At 55.0% G+C, this 17,147-nt stretch carries 15 protein-coding genes and 1 pseudogene; 8 read left to right on the top strand and 8 right to left on the bottom strand.

The genetic code is table 11. The annotated features are described in order from the left end of the window. On the top strand, nt 1–482 hold a 482-nt coding region (locus AC2FNS_RS17715), incomplete at its 5' end, for an IS6 family transposase (RefSeq protein ID WP_496803930.1). Nucleotides 483–723: 241 nt separating this feature from the next. Here the strand turns inward: AC2FNS_RS17715 and AC2FNS_RS17710 are convergent. Beyond that, nucleotides 724–1,194 carry a hypothetical protein gene (locus AC2FNS_RS17710; protein ID WP_496713380.1) on the bottom strand — a complete coding sequence of 157 codons (471 nt, stop codon included), beginning with the start codon at nt 1,192–1,194 and terminating at the stop codon, nt 724–726. A 75-nt stretch (nt 1,195–1,269) separates the two neighbouring features. On the opposite strand from AC2FNS_RS17710, the gene AC2FNS_RS17705 reads away from it, so the two are divergent. Together AC2FNS_RS17705 and AC2FNS_RS17700 are read left to right on the top strand one after the other, a co-directional pair. Further along, nucleotides 1,270–1,428, top strand: coding sequence for a hypothetical protein (locus AC2FNS_RS17705; RefSeq protein ID WP_496797840.1), 159 nt, complete (start codon nt 1,270–1,272; stop codon nt 1,426–1,428). A gap of 269 nt (nt 1,429–1,697) precedes the next feature. Beyond that, on the top strand, nt 1,698–3,620 hold the full coding sequence (locus AC2FNS_RS17700; RefSeq protein WP_496711242.1) for a DUF3604 domain-containing protein: 1,923 nt from the start codon (nt 1,698–1,700) through the stop codon (nt 3,618–3,620). Between the two features lie 428 nt (nt 3,621–4,048). On the opposite strand, the gene AC2FNS_RS17695 is transcribed toward AC2FNS_RS17700, so the two are convergent. Further along, on the bottom strand, nt 4,049–5,695 hold the full coding sequence (locus AC2FNS_RS17695; protein ID WP_093964034.1) for an adenylate/guanylate cyclase domain-containing protein: 1,647 nt from the start codon (nt 5,693–5,695) through the stop codon (nt 4,049–4,051). Between the two features lie 142 nt (nt 5,696–5,837). Beyond that, nucleotides 5,838–6,887: a GFA family protein gene (locus AC2FNS_RS17690; RefSeq protein WP_176432488.1), complete on the bottom strand. Its 1,050-nt coding sequence runs from the start codon at nt 6,885–6,887 to the stop codon at nt 5,838–5,840. 254 nt (nt 6,888–7,141) lie between these two features. Between AC2FNS_RS17690 and AC2FNS_RS17685 the strand changes: the two genes are divergently transcribed. Then, nucleotides 7,142–7,774 carry a tyrosine-type recombinase/integrase gene (locus AC2FNS_RS17685; protein WP_496713368.1) on the top strand — a complete coding sequence of 211 codons (633 nt, stop codon included), beginning with the start codon at nt 7,142–7,144 and terminating at the stop codon, nt 7,772–7,774. Between the two features lie 121 nt (nt 7,775–7,895). Here the strand turns inward: AC2FNS_RS17685 and AC2FNS_RS17680 are convergent, their stop codons facing one another. Genes AC2FNS_RS17680 through AC2FNS_RS17670 form a run of 3 tightly spaced genes read right to left on the bottom strand, consistent with a single transcriptional unit; the run spans nt 7,896 to nt 12,239 of the window. Next, entirely contained in the window at nt 7,896–9,137 is a 1,242-nt protein-coding gene (locus AC2FNS_RS17680) for an efflux RND transporter periplasmic adaptor subunit (RefSeq protein ID WP_496713366.1), read from the bottom strand. Nucleotides 9,138–9,142: 5 nt separating this feature from the next. Further along, on the bottom strand, nt 9,143–11,506 hold the full coding sequence (locus tag AC2FNS_RS17675) for an ABC transporter permease (RefSeq protein ID WP_496713364.1): 2,364 nt from the start codon (nt 11,504–11,506) through the stop codon (nt 9,143–9,145). A 7-nt stretch (nt 11,507–11,513) separates the two neighbouring features. Next, the gene (locus tag AC2FNS_RS17670; protein ID WP_496682649.1) at nt 11,514–12,239 is read right to left on the bottom strand and encodes an ABC transporter ATP-binding protein; all 726 of its coding nucleotides are present in this window, start codon (nt 12,237–12,239) and stop codon (nt 11,514–11,516) included. Between the two features lie 621 nt (nt 12,240–12,860). Here AC2FNS_RS17670 and AC2FNS_RS17665 point away from each other — a divergent pair. Further along, a complete protein-coding gene (locus AC2FNS_RS17665) occupies nt 12,861–13,457 on the top strand; it encodes a Spy/CpxP family protein refolding chaperone (protein WP_496682619.1) in 597 nt (198 codons plus the stop codon). 140 nt (nt 13,458–13,597) lie between these two features. On the opposite strand, the gene mgrA is transcribed toward AC2FNS_RS17665, so the two are convergent. Together mgrA and AC2FNS_RS17655 are read right to left on the bottom strand one after the other, a co-directional pair. Beyond that, nucleotides 13,598–14,629 (bottom strand): L-glyceraldehyde 3-phosphate reductase, encoded by a 1,032-nt coding sequence (mgrA, locus tag AC2FNS_RS17660; protein WP_496713378.1) that lies wholly within the window; start codon nt 14,627–14,629, stop codon nt 13,598–13,600. 293 nt (nt 14,630–14,922) lie between these two features. Beyond that, nucleotides 14,923–15,680 (bottom strand): IS5 family transposase gene (locus AC2FNS_RS17655; RefSeq protein ID WP_496713362.1). Its coding sequence is split into 2 segments (ribosomal slippage): nt 14,923–15,344 and nt 15,344–15,680, totalling 759 coding nucleotides; the frame shifts between segments, so codons are not numbered across the junction. 379 nt (nt 15,681–16,059) lie between these two features. Between AC2FNS_RS17655 and AC2FNS_RS17650 the strand changes: the two genes are divergently transcribed. From AC2FNS_RS17650 to AC2FNS_RS17640, 3 genes and pseudogenes are all read left to right on the top strand, one after another. Beyond that, complete coding sequence (locus AC2FNS_RS17650; protein WP_496713360.1) at nt 16,060–16,596, top strand: histidine phosphatase family protein; 537 nt, start codon at nt 16,060–16,062, stop codon at nt 16,594–16,596. A 24-nt stretch (nt 16,597–16,620) separates the two neighbouring features. Next, on the top strand, nt 16,621–16,860 hold the full coding sequence (locus AC2FNS_RS17645; RefSeq protein ID WP_496797837.1) for a hypothetical protein: 240 nt from the start codon (nt 16,621–16,623) through the stop codon (nt 16,858–16,860). Between the two features lie 31 nt (nt 16,861–16,891). Beyond that, a pseudogene (locus AC2FNS_RS17640) lies at nt 16,892–17,147 on the top strand (IS6 family transposase); the annotation flags it as partial.

Below are 17,147 nucleotides of genomic sequence, written 5' to 3'. Positions count from 1 at the left end.
GGCGGCAATGGCAGTGGCATGTCGACGAGGTTTTCGTGAAGATCAACGGCGAACGTCACTACATGTGGCGCGCTGTTGATCACGAAGGCGAAGTTCTGGAAGCCGTGGTCACGAAACGTCGAAACAAGCGTGCGGCACTGAAATTCCTCAGAAAATTGATGCGGCGCTACGGTCGGCCGGAAGTTCTGGTGACGGACCGCCTCCCTTTGTACCGTGCGGCGTTGCGGGAGGTTGGAGCGGCCGATCTGCAGCATACAGGCCGTTGGTTGAACAATCGGGTTGAGAATTCGCACCTGCCATTCCGACGAAGAGAACGGGCCATGCAGCGCTTCCGGCGCATGCGAAGTTTGCAGAAGTTCGCCGCCGTTCATTCCTCCGTTTACAACCATTTCAACCAGGAGCGCCACCTCTACACCCGCGAAAACTTCAAGCTGATCCGCAACGCCGCTCTCGCCGAGTGGCGTCAGCTCTGTTCCGCCTAAGTTCCCGTGGTTATTGGGAAACTGAGACTGGTTAGAATCTGTCTGACAGCACCTCCGTGAATACGTTGACAGGCCGCAGCAGCGTGCATGTTTTCTACATTATTCTAAAGGACGAATCCGGGCGCCAGAATCACTGGTGAGAGAAAAGCTGCTTTCGTCGCCACCTCTATTTTCGTCCATTTAAACGGCAGCCACTGCCAGAAATTGAACCTGGCGTGGCTGCCCCCACTACGTCAAGTTATCACCTGAACAACTTCCAGCAGTGTTCATAGCCTTGCCTGAAAAAAGGCTCGAACCTGCGGTCATACATGTCAGAGTGCCGCTCGTATGCCATGCTCATGCTCATATGTGCGTCACCGGTACCCTCGTGGCATCCGTCGTCGTAATATGCCCGTTCGTTGGAGCCCGGCGTGGGAGCGTTTTCATGCGAGGGTCGCGAGGGCTTTTTTCGCGCATCGGCAGCAGCATTCCGATATCCTACATCGTAACCCTCGCGATAACAGTTTCCGCGCTCATTCCATTTTCTGGCAACCTTCCGACCATGGTGCATCGGGTCATATTCACGCAAATGAGAACCATCGCCCCGACCATCGCGAACGCCCTTTTCATAGGCATGCTGAAAGTCGGTTCCGCAGTTTGCGGCCAGAGCGTCTGCCGCTTGCATGACCCAAAAAGCTGTGCAGGAAACCAAAAAAACAGTGAGAGACTTCATTGCTCTTCCTCCTCATGCGACTGGTTAAAAAAAACCAGGACTGGAAAAACATTATACGCATTCGGGTTTTTGTCTATGTGCAAGGCAAGCTTTGAGGATACGATCCGCGTCGACCGGGGCAGCGAGTTCATCTCTCGCGACATGGACCTCTGGGCCTACCAGCGGTATCACGCTCGGCTTCTTGCTGCCGGGCAACCGCGCCCGCCATCGCTGTTGCTCAAGCCCAGATACTGAAACAGGTTAATGGGAGAACGACAGCTTCGTCCGCACACCAGTCATCTGAAAAAAAGCCTCAGATGACTGAGACGAGCCCAAGGCAGACGTGAATAAGCTTCAAAAGAGGTCCCGGGTAAACAGCATCCGGTTTCCCTAGGAGGTGGTCCCGACGTCCGCTTTGGACGCAGGCATCAATCTGGAAGTTTCCAAGAAATTCGGTTTTGTCGATCAATTTGCGGCCGTTTCGTGATATGATTTCCGCAGAAACCGGTGTGGGGAGGTTCGCGATGAAATCATTTCTTTCAATGACAACGGCACTTGGGGTCCTGGGCGCCGCTGCATTCGCATTCGAGCCGACGCCCGACGGTTCGAGCCTCAGCAAGGCTTTTCCCGGTAAGTCCTATTCCCCCTACGCCCAACGTGGGATACCCGACCGGCCTCTCTGGGGGGATACGCACTTGCATACGTCCACTTCGTTTGATGCAGGTGCTTTCGGCAACCGTTTGGACGCGCGGGCTGCCTATCGCTTTGCCAAGGGTCAAGAAGTGCAGGCAACAACCGGCTTCATGGCGCGGCTTTCACGGCCGCTCGATTGGTTGGTGGTTGCTGACCATTCCGACAACATGGGTCTCTTCGACATGATCTATGCACAAGACCAATCCATCATGTCGGATCCCGAGGGTAGCCGCATCGCAACCATGGTGGCGAATGGCGGCGACGAAGGGGTGGCAGCCGCTCTGGAACTCATCGACGCATATTCGCGTGGTGAGGTGATTTCTCCGGTGCTTGCGGTCCAGGCAGGATCAAAACCCTTCCGCTCTGTCTGGCAGCGCCAGATTGAGGCCGCAGAAGAAGCTTACGAACCCGGTCTTTTCACTAGCTTCATCGGCTATGAATGGACCTCGTTGATCCAGGGTGGAAACATGCATCGCGTCGTCGTTTACCGCGACGGAGGTGAAAAGGCTGGCATGATGGATCCGTTCACCACCGAGGCACCCCTTGGTTCCATCAATCCGCGCGACTTGTGGAAATGGATGGCGAACTATGAAGATGTCACGCGCGGAGACGTGCTTGCCATCGCACATAACGGCAACCTGTCAAACGGCATTATGTTTCCTGAAACCGCGCAGTATGATGGCCGGCAACTGGATGCAGAGTATGCGCAGACCCGTGCAATGTGGGAACCCGTCTACGAAGTAACGCAGATCAAAGGGGATGGCGAAGCACATCCCTTCCTCAGCCCGAACGACGAGTTCGCCGATTACGAAACCTGGGACAAGGGCAACCTGAACTTATCGGAATTGAAGACCGACGACATGCTTGCCGGTGAATACGCGCGTGAGGCGTTGAAAACCGGATTGCTTCTGGAAACGTCGCTCGGCACCAACCCCTACAAGTTCGGGATGGTTGGATCGACTGACAGCCACACATCACTCGCCACTGCTCAGGAGGATAATTTCTTTGGTAAGCATTCCGGGGCCGAGCCCAATCCTGAACGCCCCGGGCATATCGTCGGCCAGTTTGGAGACGTGGCAATTTTGGGCTGGGAAATGGTCGCATCCGGCCTCGCAGCCGTATGGGCGAGTGAGAACACGCGCGAAGCGATCTTCGATGCGATGGAGCGCAAGGAGGTCTATGCAACGACGGGATCGCGCATCGTGGTACGTTTCTTCGGCGGCTGGAACTACACGATGGATGACCTGACCTCGCGGACCCCTGCAACGGCAGGCTATGCCAAGGGCACTCCGATGGGCGGGGATCTTCCGCCGCCATCCGAAGGTTCGGAAGCGCCAACCTTCATGGTCTATGCGCTGAAGGATCCGATCGGCGGAAATTTGGATCGCATTCAGATCGTCAAGGGCTGGCTCGATGCCGACGGCGAGACACACGAACAGGTGTATGACGTGGCCTGGGCCGGTGATCGGGAGCCGGACGCAAACGGCAAATTGCCCTCCATCGGTTCCACCGTCGACGTGGAGCGTGCCACCTGGACGAACTCGATCGGGCAGGGTGAGATGGGAACGGTATGGACCGATCCTGACTTTGATCCCTCTCAATCGGCCTTCTATTACGCCCGGGTTATCGAAATCCCGACCCCGCGCTGGACGGTGTACGATGCTTTCCGAATGGGCGCGTCGCTGCCTGACGATGCACCGACGGAGACGCAAGAACGTGCCTACACGTCACCTATCTGGTACACGCCTGGCTGAGCCTAATTTCTCGGTTAAGTGGTTCTCCGGAACTACTGGCACGGTGCCTATTAATATCACCAGTCGTCCCCTGAAGAAGGGTGAGCCCAAGGCGTTGGTGTCGGTCGGTTACCCGGTTCTAAGATTGCGCAACATGCGGTTCAGAATGCAGACATTTACTTCCTTCGGAAAAATGAGTGCTTGCGCTTCTGTGCGGTCGACTGCCGGTCGGCAGGTTTGTCCGCATAGCGGAACTCGGGGTGTTTTTCAAAAATGACCGCTTTTCGACAGAAACAGACATTCAAGCCGACGAAATCGGGGCGACGTTGTGCGATGTCTGCTTTCACCGAGACCGGACGTCCAGCAAACTAGGGTCTATGTCCGAGTTGCGGACGAAGCGGGCATTGACGAGGCGCGCCCAAAAAGATCCCTCTTGCTGTTCGCAAATATCAGGTGCCGGGCTTCAGCTTGTCCGAAATCCAGCGAAACTCGGGCGGCAGAACTGGCAGCTTGGTTGTCATCATCGGTTCCGGGGAGAGCTTGCGGGCGGCCGTCAAGCAAGCTTTGGCCATTTTTCCCATCTGCATTTCATTGAGGGCCATTGCGCGGAGTTTCAGGTGACCCGCTTCGTTCGGGCGCAGGTCAGAAGCCGCGGCAGCATCTTGGGCGGCTCCTTCGAAGTCTCCCGCGCAGAACCTTGCTACACCTCTCATGAACAGCCGGTAAGGCTGAAGCGGGTTCTGAGCGCCTCGTTCGATCAACCGGGAAAAGGCGGCATCGGCACCCTCGAAATCGGACTCCCGAAGGAGGATCTGCCCTCTGAGCTCGTAGTTCTCGAGATACGCCGGATTGATTTCTGCACTTCGCTTCAGATCAGCTCGGGCGCCTGGGACGTCGTCATCAACGGCAAGCCGGAAATACGCTCGGGTCCAGAACACGTAGTCACTCTGCGGCGACTGGATGACCGCCGTATTAAGGTCCTCGGCATAGATTTGTCGTAGGTCTGCTGGCAGGTCTTGGTAGCGTGCTCCATGCAGCATGATCTGGGCTTCTACCCGCATGCAAAGCGATACCGCATCATACGGATTCAGTGAAATCGCACGTTCCATGAGAGCGAGACCATACGTCCAGCTCTCCATCGTCACTTTGTAGTATTCGTTGGCCGCCCGTGCCCTGAGTTCCGAGACACTCAAATCCTCGAGTGGGATTTCGACCAGGCGATCCCCGTCGAATGCATTGGTTTGCAGACGCAGATCACCCTCCGCCAGTTCGAGCACTTCGTCACAGAAGGCAAAGATATCCTCTGTCGGCGCCTCGTATGTTTGCGACCAGACAGGCCGGGCATCTGCCCGTGAGGTCAAGGTCACAGTCAACCGGCCCCTTCCCCCGGCTATGCGCAACCGTCCGCGCAAGTCATAAGTCGCCTTTTCCACGTTCTTGTCGGAAGCGTCGAATATCAACACGCCCTTGCGACGCGAGACACGAACGATCAACTGGTCGCGCAAGTCGCCGGCCACAGCACCAGTTTCTGGATCGATCGGAGCGAATTCGAAGGCCTGCACTGCGATTGAAGGAACATCGTCCAGCTTCCGTTTTAGACCGGGAGCCGGGCGCCACTGATACAGCCTGACCGGTTGCGAAATGTTCTTCAGGTTGAACGTGCCTGCGTCGCTAAGAAGCTTGGCGCGGTCGCTGGACAATTGCCGAAACAGATCTTCCGACACCATCACACCTCCCGGCGGTGCTTCAGTCTGGATACGCTGCGTAATATTCACACCGGCACCGTAGAAATCATCTTCATCTTCAACGATCTCACCCAGGTGACACCCGATCCTCAGCTTCAGTTTCCGGTGATCGTAAAGGTTCGTCTGCACCTGAATTGCGCTGTCTAGAGCCGCACTGATGGACGAAAAGGCGATGATCCAGCCATCGCCCATACGTTTGAGAATCTCGCCGCCGAAATCAGAAAGGACGGGCTCTAGCTGCTTGTTCTTCAGCTCACGAACCGCCTCGATCGCAGCGTCTTGATCGGCGCTCATCATTCGCGAGTATCCGACCATATCGACAAACATCAATGTCGTGATCCGTGAACGCATCCAGTTCCTCCGCCGTCCAGCCTAGCAAGAACGATCGGATCGGCAAACTGACAATATGTGGGGACGACTTCTTCGGATAGCTGACCTTGGTTTGATCATCGTCTACTTCCGCTATACGGACAAAGCAGAAATCGCTCCATCACTAAAATACTGCAGGTGGCTTAGCCAAAGGTCCCCAAGTCTCAGGGTCTGGTAGACCGACACTTGACCACGCTTCTTGCAAAACTCTGGAGTCTGAAGATCTTGTCCGCGGCAAATCATCCAAAATATCAAACCAAGGCATTTTGCTTTCTATTCCGGAGTGGACCGAGGGAGCAAAGTTTTCTGGTTGGTCGAGGCTCGAAGTATGCAGGACCAGATAGGCCGTTTCTCGTGGCTTCACGAGCTTATAAGTTAGGCTTGCCCCGCATTTGGCACAAAAGCCACGATTTGCTATCGGCGTAGTTGCGAAGTAGCGAGGTTCCTCGGTGAGAAATCGAACAGCAGAAGCGGGAAAGGCCGCCCATGCATTAACTGCTGAGCCAGAAAATTTTCTGCAACAACTACAATGGCAATACCCTGTGCTTATGGCAGGCGCGTTTATTTCATATCGGACCAACCCACAGATGCAGCCACCAGTTATTAAGGTTTTGGCCAATTCATCTTCATCAAAATCCAGAAAACCTCCTTCTTTCCCGGGTTCTGAAATGGTCATGTAGACATGTATTGGACTATCAGTTCTCTTGAGTCTTTTGTGACCGCAATCCGCCAGCGGAAGATCTATCTTGCCAGCTATTTGCGCCATCACTTCCCCTGAAACCGCGATTCCGCCTGGTTCCGCTATTGCCTCAAGCCGTGCGGCAGTATTTACGCCGTCGCCGAGAATATCATCGCCGTGCACAACAACATCACCGAGCGAAACTCCGACGCGTAAAATGAGTGGGTCGTCACTATTCGATTGGCGTGCTTCGCGCGCGCACGCTCTTTGAATGTTGATTGCACAATTGACCGCCTCAAAGACACTCGAGAACTCAGCCAAAAACCCATCGCCAGTAGACTTAAAAACACGACCGCGGTTTGCTTCCACCTGCATGCCGATGATTTCACGTTCTAGTCGAACCAACTTAGCTAATGTTCCGCTTTCATCTCGTGATACCAATCCCGCGAAACCGACTATATCGGTGGCCAGAATGGCCGCTAATTTGCGTTCCATCTCCGTTGCTCCGAGCCAACAATCTCCAATTTGTTCCTGCTTACTGTAGCATAAAATCGGTCGCATCGAGCTACGGTAGCTGAGGTGTTAATTTCCAGTTTTGAAAGACCGTTCAGGGCTCTCTGCCGCCTTGCGGCGATGCAACATGCAACGCAACCTCGAATCCGGAACCGGCCATTCACGGTCTGGGCTAGAATCACCCCGTCTACACAGTGTCGACGCCGGGAGCGGGAGGGACGGATTGAGGAAATCTCATGTCCAAAGTCCAACTTCCCGCTGTCAAACCGAAACGCCGCCCGTCGAACAAAGGGCGGCTTGTGGGCCAGAAACTCCCGCTGCTCCCAAAGCAGGTATGGGCGATTCGTGCCCGCCTCAAACTGGCGGGGAATCTCAGGGACCTCGCCCTGTTCAACCTCGCGATCGACAGCAAGTTGCGTGGCTGCGATCTCGTCCGGTTGAAGGTCGCCGAATTCGTGATTGGGGGCAGTGTCCGCGATCGTGTCTCTGTCATCCAAAGCAAGACACAACGACCAGTCCAGTTCGAGGTCTCTGAAAACACGCGTGAGTCCATCTGGAACTGGGTTTCGTCTCCCGAGATGGTCGGGTGTGTGTTTCTGTTTCCCAGCAGGATCCACGATCGACCGCATGTATCGACCCGGCAGTACGCGCGGCTTGTCCAGGACTGGGTGTCGGCGATCGGCTTGGACCCGAGCGGATACGGCACGCATTCGCTGAGGCGCGCCAAAGCCGCTCAAATCTATCGAAAGACCGGCAACCTTCGTGCGGTCCAGCTCCTGCTCGGACACACCAAAGTAGACAGCACGGTTCGATACCTTGGGGTCGAGCTCGAAGATGCGTTGGCAATCGCCGAGAAGATCGACATGTAAACGATCGGCGAACGGTATAAGATGCCGTTCGCTTTCCTAGACCGGACGGACAGCCAAGGCCCCGCCAACGACTGCTTCGAGCCCAAAACAGAAATGGTCAAACCGCCCGAAAAAAGACCCGTTACTTTATCTGCCTTTTTTCAATTCGCGAGCCGTCAATCAGATTGGCTGATGGAAAAAGAACCACCGTATCACCCGGCTCCAATCCACTTAGCACTTGAGCTTCGACACCATTGTTTTGGCCGATGTCCACTTTCTTTAGAACTGCGCGGCCGCCAGCATTGGCAAAGACGGCCCAATTCGCTTCCTGTCGAAACAGCGCAGCTGAAGGAACGATGGTGACGTCTTCTTGTTCCCAGACGACTATGCGGACTTCGATACGATATCCGTGTCCCAAAGTCCCTCGAACCTCGCTTGGACCGTCGAATTGTATCGTGGTTTCAACCCGCTGTTCCTCTACTCCCAGTGCTGAGTACTTCGTGTATCCATAGGGGTCAATCCGGCTAACTGAACCACTCAGATCGCCAAGGCCGCCCCAATTGGTGATAATTACACGATCCCCTTCGCTGACCTGCACCGCTTCTGACGACAAGAGTTCTGCCACTACTTCGAGGTCGCCTTCGATGTTTCCGATTTCCAATATCGGCTCACCAGCCGGGAGTGTTGTTTCACTTTTCTGGATAACTTTCAAAATAGTTCCGTCGATGGGTGCGCGCAGCGGAATACTGTAGGAGGGCGCCCCGCTATCCTCAAGCGCTTCGGCTAGACCTGCGTCATCAAATCCAATCAATCGCGCGCGCGCATTGGCCAGTTCTGCCTCTCGCATCGCGATTGCAGCCTGGACTGTATCGAGGTTGGCTTTAGCGATTCTGGCGGCCTGCTCGGACCTTTCCATCGTGACTTTGCTTGCTATGCCTTTAGCAACAAGCTTTTGTGTTCGCTCAAGTTCGCTTTGCGCGAAGTCGTCCGTAGCCAATGCCGCGTTTAAATCCGCGCGGGCAACCCTGAGCGCTGCTTCGGCGGCGCTGACCGCAGCAAGTGCTTGCTCGCGGGTACGTACATCCAGAGCCGATGGATTGGCCGGCGTCATGCGGGCAACGATCGTTTCACCACCGACGACACGGTCACCGGGCAGAACCGTAACACGTTGCAGTTCACCGGCAATAGGGGAAGAAACGACATAGGGTTCCTTAACCCTCGTTTTGCCTTCTTCGTTGATGGTAACAATCATATTGCCGCGTTCTACCGTCGCAGTATCGACCAGTATCGGGCGCGGCCAGAAAGCGGCAAGGAGAGTAACCGCAACCACAATCGCTGAAACAATTGTTAAGATCGACCGAGAGTACCTTTTTCGCGCGCTCACGAATGCTACTCCCTTGATTTGAGTGCCAGAACCAGATCCGACCGATCCACATTGCGTTTAACCAACCACCCTGAAAGCAATGCTGCAATGACCACAACCACAGTAGCTTGCCCAAAACTCCTGAAACTAAAGTAGGGGGGGATTTGGTACAGGTCCGTACTGAAACCTTGAGAGACCGCGATGGTCAAACCATAGCCTGCTAACGCCCCTAACGGCAGCGCCAGCAACGTGACGACGGCCAATTCACCTAGCAAGACGAAGGCTACTTCTGTTCTTGTGAACCCCAAAACTCGCAGCGCTGCCAGATCCCGGACGCGTTCGGCTTGAGCGACACGAGCTGCATTGTATATTACACCAAACGTTATAACCCCGGCAATCAAGGCCATAATGTAGCGCATGGCGCCTGCTCCTTCGTCCATCACTTTCTGAAACGCACCTCTAGTATCAGATTTTAGCGCCACACCCGCCACCATTGGCATGTCCTTGAGCTGTTTGTAAGTCTCCTCCTCAAGATACTTGTCAGTTCGTATGAATGCTCCGGATACTCGATCCGGTTCGCGGAGAACACGGTTCAGTGCGGTTATCTCCATGTATGCCGGCGATCCCATGAGGCTTTCGGAAATGGCGACTACGGGCAGTTGCAACACAGGACGACGACCTTCGCGTACGTCAACGGAAAGCCAGTCACCCGCTCGGATGTCGAGAATTCTAGCGAGGCCTGATGAAAGAATGACCCCATCCTGGCGCATCGGGATCGATCGTTCAGCACGGTCTATTGCGCGGTTCAACCTTGGAAATTCAGTCAATCCGGTAATCGCACCGCGATAGGAAAGACGACCGTGCTTAAAGATTGCGGGCACGATGCGAACAGGCTCAACTTCAATTATTCCTTCGATTGACTGTACGTCGAACAGGCTTTGGCGAGAAATGGGGTTTATAAAACTGACGGACACGTTGCTCCGATCCATGATATCGAAGGTCAGCTCAGCCATTCTGTCGAAACTTGCTAGAATTGAAGCCATTGCTGCTGACAGAGCGATGCCGGCGCTGACGCCTGTTATCGCGCCTATCATTCGCACGGGCTGGCGCGTAAGCCGGCGCAACACCATTCGAGTTGGTTGGTCCAGATACCCGGCTAAGGCTTTTCCGATTTGCCCGCTTCTGCTGTAATCGGCTGGCGCCGCGGCCCGCATCGCCACTGCAGGTGTCAAGACAAATACCCTACGCAACACCACCATCCCTCCGACCGAAGATGTCAGAATACTCGCTAAAAATCCAAGCGTAACGCTCAGAGGTTCCAGTCGAAAAACTAAAAACGGGAATTTGTAATAAACGAGGTAGACATCTATCAGCGCGCGTCCGGCAACTATTCCCAATATTCCACCTACAATGGCTCCACCCCCAGCAATTATCAGGACCATTTTTAGATAGTGGCTTCCAACCTCCCAATTCGTGTAACCGAATGCTTTCATCAATCCGATTTCTTCCCTTTCAGAAGCCACCAAACGGGAAATGACAATGTAAAGAAGAAACGCAGCGACGGCCAAGAAGATCGGGGGGACTGTAGCAGACGTACGGCGCAAGCCGTCAATTTCTTCTAAAACAAACTTGTTCGAGGCAAGATCACTAAGCGGGAACGCGCCAAGTCCCCCGAACTTGTCCAAGACCCTATCGGTTGCACGAAGGATCGCAGGTGTTTCCGCTCCGCGGCTCAACGAAAAGAGGGCTTCGTTGAAAGCTCCGTTCAGGTCAAATGCCGCCTCCATAGCTGGACGACTGAGCCAAAGAACTGCAAATCGACTATCGTCAGGCACCATTTCTCCCGGCGCTGCGGCAAAAAGAAACTCAGGCGACATTGCAAGTCCGACGACCTCGAAGTTTCGCCGCGCCCCGTTCATGGTTGCAGAGATCTGATCTCCGGGTCTTAAGCCGTGAGCCTGCGCAAAGCTTTGCAAAACAATTATTTCATCAGGCCGCTCGCGAGAGAGGTGTCGACCATCGGTCAAATAGATCAAATTCAATTTGGCTTCGCCGATTTCGGGAAGCGAAATGGCCAGAGCGCGAATGGGCAGTTCTATATTCGGTAAGTCCACCAAAGCCTGCCCGACCACTCGGGTGTCGACCGATGAAACTCCAGGTAAATTCCGTAAGTCTTCGGCAATATGTTCTGGAGCTCCGACAACTGGCGCAAAAACGTCTGCAAGACGATATCTTTCGTAATACGCCGTACGGGTCTCATCCAAGCTGACAACCAATCCGGACTGCATGACTTGCATCAGGACGCCGAGTGCAACAACTAAACCGATCGCCGTAGCCTGACTTTTGATGTGCCACAGATCTCTAGCGAGCTTTTTTGCCAATGCAGACATTCTGCAGCTACCACTCGATATCTTCTGGCGCGACTTTGGAGGTGTTTTGCGTAACTTCGATTACAGCGCCATCACCAAAGCGGATGACCCGGTCAGCCATGGCTGCCTGAGACGTCGCGTGGGTCACAATCAGAACAGTTGCACCCAGCCGCTCATTCACATCTTTCAGGACCTGTAAAACAGTCCTTCCCGTTTTACTGTCTAAGGCACCTGTTGGTTCATCGCAGAACAGCACGTCTGGCTGTTTCGCAACCGCACGTGCAATCGCGACGCGTTGTTGTTCGCCACCAGACAACTGGGCGGGGAAGTGATCAACGCGATCGGTCAATCCGACGAGCGCAAGCGCGTGATCAGGGTCCATTGGGTTTCGTGCGATCTCCGTGACAAGCTCAACATTCTCTCGAGCAGTTAGGCTAGGCATCAGATTATAGAATTGAAAAACAAACCCCACATGATCTCTGCGATACCGGGTAAGTTCTTTGTCTGACATCAAAGTCAGATCTTGGTCGCGAAAGTGAATGCTGCCGTCGGACGCTCGATCTAGGCCTCCGAGAATGTTCAGCAAGGTCGATTTTCCGCTGCCTGAAGCGCCAAGTAGCACAACGATTTCTCGTTCCGGAATGTCCAGATTTACTCCGCGCAATGCGTGCACGGCCGCAGGCCCTTCGCCGTAGACTCGCTTTAGGTTTCTTATTGTATATGCATTCTTTTCCACGTCTGTAACGTAGCGCATTGTAGGTTTAAGGTACATTTGAAAGCGTTTCCGCTTGACACGGAAGGGAGTGCCGCTTCGAATTTCCAAAAAATGGAGACTCTGCTGTGTAATGGATACCATTTTTGGTATTCCGCGACACCATAGCGGTTCGTGGCTGCATAACTATGGCCAGCGGCGCCAATGTGCTGACTTTCAGAAAAAATGTAGCGGGGCGCAGGAAATTACACCCCAACAGCCCTCGGCGGATAGTATTTGGCGTTACTCAGGTTGCCATCTACACGCGCCGGTAGCCTTGAATTAAGTCAATGATAACTTGTTCCGTTGAAGGCTTCGCCTAAGCCGTTGATTGCTGAATACAAGCGACCGACAGTTTTGTCCGCACATCGGACGTAGAGCATGATGCCATGAGCGTCTGCTGTCGGCGGAAAGCTGCTGTTTCCGCTGAAGATCGCGGTTCAGCGACTGCCAACGACCGCATTCAAATAGACCGGACGTTCATCGAAATCCAGGCTATGGCAGCAACGCGGGACTTAGCCGCCATTCGTTGTGGCGCGCGAACGACGGCTTGTGTACGACGCGGGAAAATTCATACTGTCTTTGTATTGGCGAATGCCGCGCTCTTTTTGTAGGGGAATGCCCATGAAATTCGTTTTGTCGATGGCGGTTGTTCTATCTGCGATGCCTTTGTCGGCGTTATCACAGGATGATGGGCACAAGCATGGTGGTACACCGTACGCCGGTTTCGAGACACGTGAGATCAAAAGCCTATCCAATCAAGATATAGCTGAGCTTCGCCGGGGCGGCGGTTGGGGACTGGCTCTTCCTGCGGAGTTGAACGGCCTTCCTGGCCCCGCTCATCTGCTGGAGCTTCAAGAAGAGCTTGCGCTTTCAAATGATCAAGTTGCTGAAATTACGGCGTTGTTTGAAGAAATGAGAACCGAAGCCATCGCGGCAGGAGAAAAATTCATCGCTGCTGAAGCTGCGGTGAGCGCAGCTTTTGAAGACACCGAAGTTTCAGAAGATGAACTCGCAATTCTTTTGGCTAAAGCTGCTGAAGCCCAAGCCGCTTTGCGTATGGTTCATTTGTCGAGACATCTCGCGACACCAGCTCTTCTGAGCGATGATCAGATCCGAAGATACAGCGTACTGCGCGGCTACTCAGATGATCCATGCGCCAATGTCCCAGAAGGGCATGACCCAACCATGTGGCGACGCCACAACGGTTGCGATGGGTAGGCCGATCTTCGTTCGTCTTGCAGATACGGAACTCTGGGCCGACGGCCCTTGTTAGCTGGTTGGTCGAACTAAAGGATATTCAATCCGCCAATGACCGTATGCTTTTAAGGGCGTGGGTTTTGCGTACGTTCTAAGGATGGTCATTCTGTTTCTGACGACCGCGCCCACAAATTGATATCTTCTTCCGAACTGATTTCATCGATCTTTTTGAGCTCGTCAGCACTGAAGTCGAGATTATCGACGACGCGTGCGCAATCGACGATTTGTTCCGGCCGGGACGCACCAATAAGTGCGGTCGTTACACGCCCACTTCTGAGCACCCAGGCCAGGGCCATTTGCGCCAGAGTCTGCCCGCGTTCCTCGGCCATGTTGTTCAGAGCACGGACACTTGCCAGAGACCGCTCGTTGATCATGCCATCGAGCAATGACTTCCCTTGCGTGGCACGGCTACCACTCGGAATACCGGTTAGATACTTGGAAGTCAGAATGCCTTGTGCCAGCGGCGTGAATGCAATCGATCCTACCCCCAGGTCGTCCAGTGTATCGAGCAAACCGTCCCGCTCTACCCAACGGTTGAGCAGGTTGTAGGAAGGCTGGTGAATCAAACAGGGCGTCCCAAGGTCGTTGAGAATTTTCACCGCCTCGCGCGTGCGGTGGGAGTTGTAGCTCGAGATGCCTGCGTAGAGCGCGCGACCCGACCGTACGATATAATCCAACGCGCCCATTGTTTCTTCGAGAGGGGTATCGGGGTCAAAGCGGTGGGAATAAAAGATGTCGACATAATCAAGCCCCATGCGCGCGAGTGATTGGTCACAGGACGCAATCATGTACTTGCGTGACCCCCATTCCCCATAGGGACCCGGCCACATGTCGTAGCCTGCTTTGGAGGAAATGATCAGTTCATCCCTGTAACCCGCGAAATCCGTTTTGAGGATCTCGCCAAATGCTTCTTCGGCTGAACCGGGTGGTGGACCGTAGTTGTTCGCCAGATCAAAGTGAGTGATCCCATGATCAAACGCGGTTCGACACATGGCGCGCTTGTTTTCGTGCGTCGAGTCCGCACCAAAATTATGCCACAGGCCTAGGCTGACAACCGGAAGCTTCACACCGGATCGCCCACATCGCCGATACACCATCCGCTCATAGCGGTTCAGCGCCGGGGTGTAAGGAATGGGTTTTGGCTTTGGCGGTCTTTGAGCTTTGGTCATGCGCACATAATCAATGGATTGTCGGGCCTGTCAAACGGATCACCTCCAGCAAGATCGACGCGACTCATTTTCATCCTATTGGTTAGCCTTGCTCCACGTGTGAAAGATTTCACGATCCGATCATTCGCATTCATCGCCAACTCTCAAACGCAGCCAATGATTCTTATGGCGAACTACACTGCGGCGATGAGAAAAACACAGGGGAAGATTTTGAGGCGTGAACCGGAAATTGCCGGTCTGTCGCTTAGGGTCAGGACTCATAGCCAGTAAATGACGAGTGCTGCAAGGACGATGGCTGACAGGAAGACCTGCGGGCATCTGTCGTATCGCATTGCGACACGCCGCCAATCCTTCAGCCTGCCGAACATGATCTCGATCCGGTTGCGCCTCTCGTAGCGGCGCTTGTCGTACTTGACAGGTTTATGCAGCTGCTTCCGGCCAGGGATGCAGGCGCGTATCCCTTTGTCTTTCAACGCTTCCCGGAACCAGTCGGCATCATATCCGCGGTCCCCGAGCAGCCAGTCGACATCGGGTGGGCTGCTCAGCAATGCGCGTGCGCCGATGTAGTCGCTGACCTGACCGGCGGTGACGAACAGGTTGAGTGGACGTCCCCGGCTATCGCAGATGGCATGCAACTTGGTGTTCATGCCGCCCTTGGTGCGGCCAATCAGGCGTCCACGCCCCCTTTTTTGACGCCCAAATTGGTCGCGGTAAGGTGGGCCTTCAGGTAGGTGGCGTCGATCATTATGGTCTTCTCTTCGCCGTGAGCGGCAGCCAGACCTGCCATCATCTGGGCGAAGATGCCTTTGTCGCTCCAACGCTTCCAACGGTTATAGAGGGTCTTGTGTTGGCTACAGGCAGAAGGGGCATCGCGCCATCTCAACCCATTGCGATTAATGAAGATAATTTCACTCAACACGCGCCGGTCATCGACGCGGGGTTTGCCGTGGGACTTCGGAAAGAAGGGCTCGAGACGCGCCATCTGCGCGTCGGTAAGCCAGAAAAGATCAGACATGTTCACCGCTCGTTTTCGAGCCGTGAATCACGCTGCTGGACGAAAATCAATGGGTCCTGACCCTAGAGAAAAGTCTCCTATTTCGGCAGACAGTTTCACCTTGTCTCGGAGCCGCAGCCGGACCAGGCCCGTTGCCAGCAACCGGCACAGCTCGGCGCGGCGTTCGGTCGAGGCTATCCGGTCGGGCGGCAGCGGGTTGGACCCCAGTCGCGATGTGTTGATCTCGTTTCGCATGGGGCAACGCTACCCGCGCGCCCGTCGAAAACAATGCAGTTCAATGGTTTGCGGGGATTGTGCGGAGGGAGGCGGACGCATGCGAAACGACCGCCGCCGGATTTTGTGGTCTGGAAAGCCAAGGCGGGCCGCCTAGGTTCTGCTCATGCGCCTAATCACATTCATCCTGCTTCTCCTGCCCGCATCGCTTTTTGCCAACGACTGGGACGCCCTGGAACAACCCGGCGCGATTGCGATCATGCGGCATGCTCTCGCTCCCGGAACGGGCGATCCCGCCAATTTCGAACTTGGGAATTGCAAAACCCAGCGGAACCTTGACACGCGCGGCCGCAACCAGGCCCGCGCGATCGGTGCGGCCTTTCGGGAGCGTGGGATAGAGTTTGACCGGGTGCTGACGAGCCAATGGTGCCGGACCCGCGAAACCGCCGAACTTCTCGATCTCGGGCCCGTGGTGGACGCGCCTGCGTTGAATTCGTTCTTTGGCAGATACGAGCGAAGAGACAGTCAGACCCGCGACTTGCGGGCCTTGTTACGGGAACAGGATGGCCGGGTGATGCTGGTGTCGCACCAGGTCAATATTTCTGCGCTCGCGGGGCAAGCAACGCGATCCGGTGAGGTCCTGATCATCCGGCAGCACGAGGGCGACATCGAGGTTTTGGGCAGCATCCTGTTGGATCCCTGACGGACCCTTCGCGCCTTCGTTACCTTGATCCGTTTCGACGCAGCCTATCATGGTCTGCTCATGACCAACCGGCGGCAGGTCAACGACTATCCCCGGTTGACCGACTACGTCACGCGGATGCTCGACTTGCCCAGCGTGCGGGAAACGGTGAACATGGATCACATCCTGCAGGGCCACTATTCGATTAAGGCGCTCAACCCCAATGGGATCGTGCCGAAGGCACCCGATCATATCGCGGGGCGGTGTCAGAGGGAATCTGGTTGAGCGGGGCAGGGCGGTCTCATAGCGTCTTGGGATGACGAAAGACGACCCATTCAAGTATTTCCGAACCAGCCGCGAGATCATCCGCCTGGCGGTCATGATGTACGTGCGTTTCCCGCTGTCGCTCCGCAATGTCGAGGATCTGCTGCACGAGCGCGGTATCGACATCAGTCACGAATCCGTCCGGTTCTGGTGGCACAGGTTTGGTCCGATGTTCGCCGCCGAGATCAGAAAACGACGTATCGAGGGGATGAAGTCGAGCCGCTGGTGGTGGCATTTGGACGAGATGT

This window comes from Ruegeria sp. BHSA191, from assembly GCF_059613325.1.
The sequence above is the reverse complement of the archived record's forward strand: the minus strand, read 5'-3'. Positions and strand labels throughout refer to the sequence as shown.

Coding starts and splice junctions, on each gene's coding strand:
- AC2FNS_RS17650 (WP_496713360.1), top strand. CDS start 16,060: ATGCGCCTAATCACATTCATCCTGCTTCTCCTGCCCGCATCGCTTTTT.
- AC2FNS_RS17675 (WP_496713364.1), bottom strand. CDS start 11,506: ATGTCTGCATTGGCAAAAAAGCTCGCTAGAGATCTGTGGCACATCAAA.
- AC2FNS_RS17705 (WP_496797840.1), top strand. CDS start 1,270: ATGTGCAAGGCAAGCTTTGAGGATACGATCCGCGTCGACCGGGGCAGC.
- AC2FNS_RS17665 (WP_496682619.1), top strand. CDS start 12,861: ATGAAATTCGTTTTGTCGATGGCGGTTGTTCTATCTGCGATGCCTTTG.
- AC2FNS_RS17670 (WP_496682649.1), bottom strand. CDS start 12,239: ATGCGCTACGTTACAGACGTGGAAAAGAATGCATATACAATAAGAAAC.
- AC2FNS_RS17700 (WP_496711242.1), top strand. CDS start 1,698: ATGAAATCATTTCTTTCAATGACAACGGCACTTGGGGTCCTGGGCGCC.
- AC2FNS_RS17695 (WP_093964034.1), bottom strand. CDS start 5,695: ATGCGTTCACGGATCACGACATTGATGTTTGTCGATATGGTCGGATAC.
- AC2FNS_RS17685 (WP_496713368.1), top strand. CDS start 7,142: ATGTCCAAAGTCCAACTTCCCGCTGTCAAACCGAAACGCCGCCCGTCG.
- AC2FNS_RS17690 (WP_176432488.1), bottom strand. CDS start 6,887: ATGGAACGCAAATTAGCGGCCATTCTGGCCACCGATATAGTCGGTTTC.
- AC2FNS_RS17710 (WP_496713380.1), bottom strand. CDS start 1,194: ATGAAGTCTCTCACTGTTTTTTTGGTTTCCTGCACAGCTTTTTGGGTC.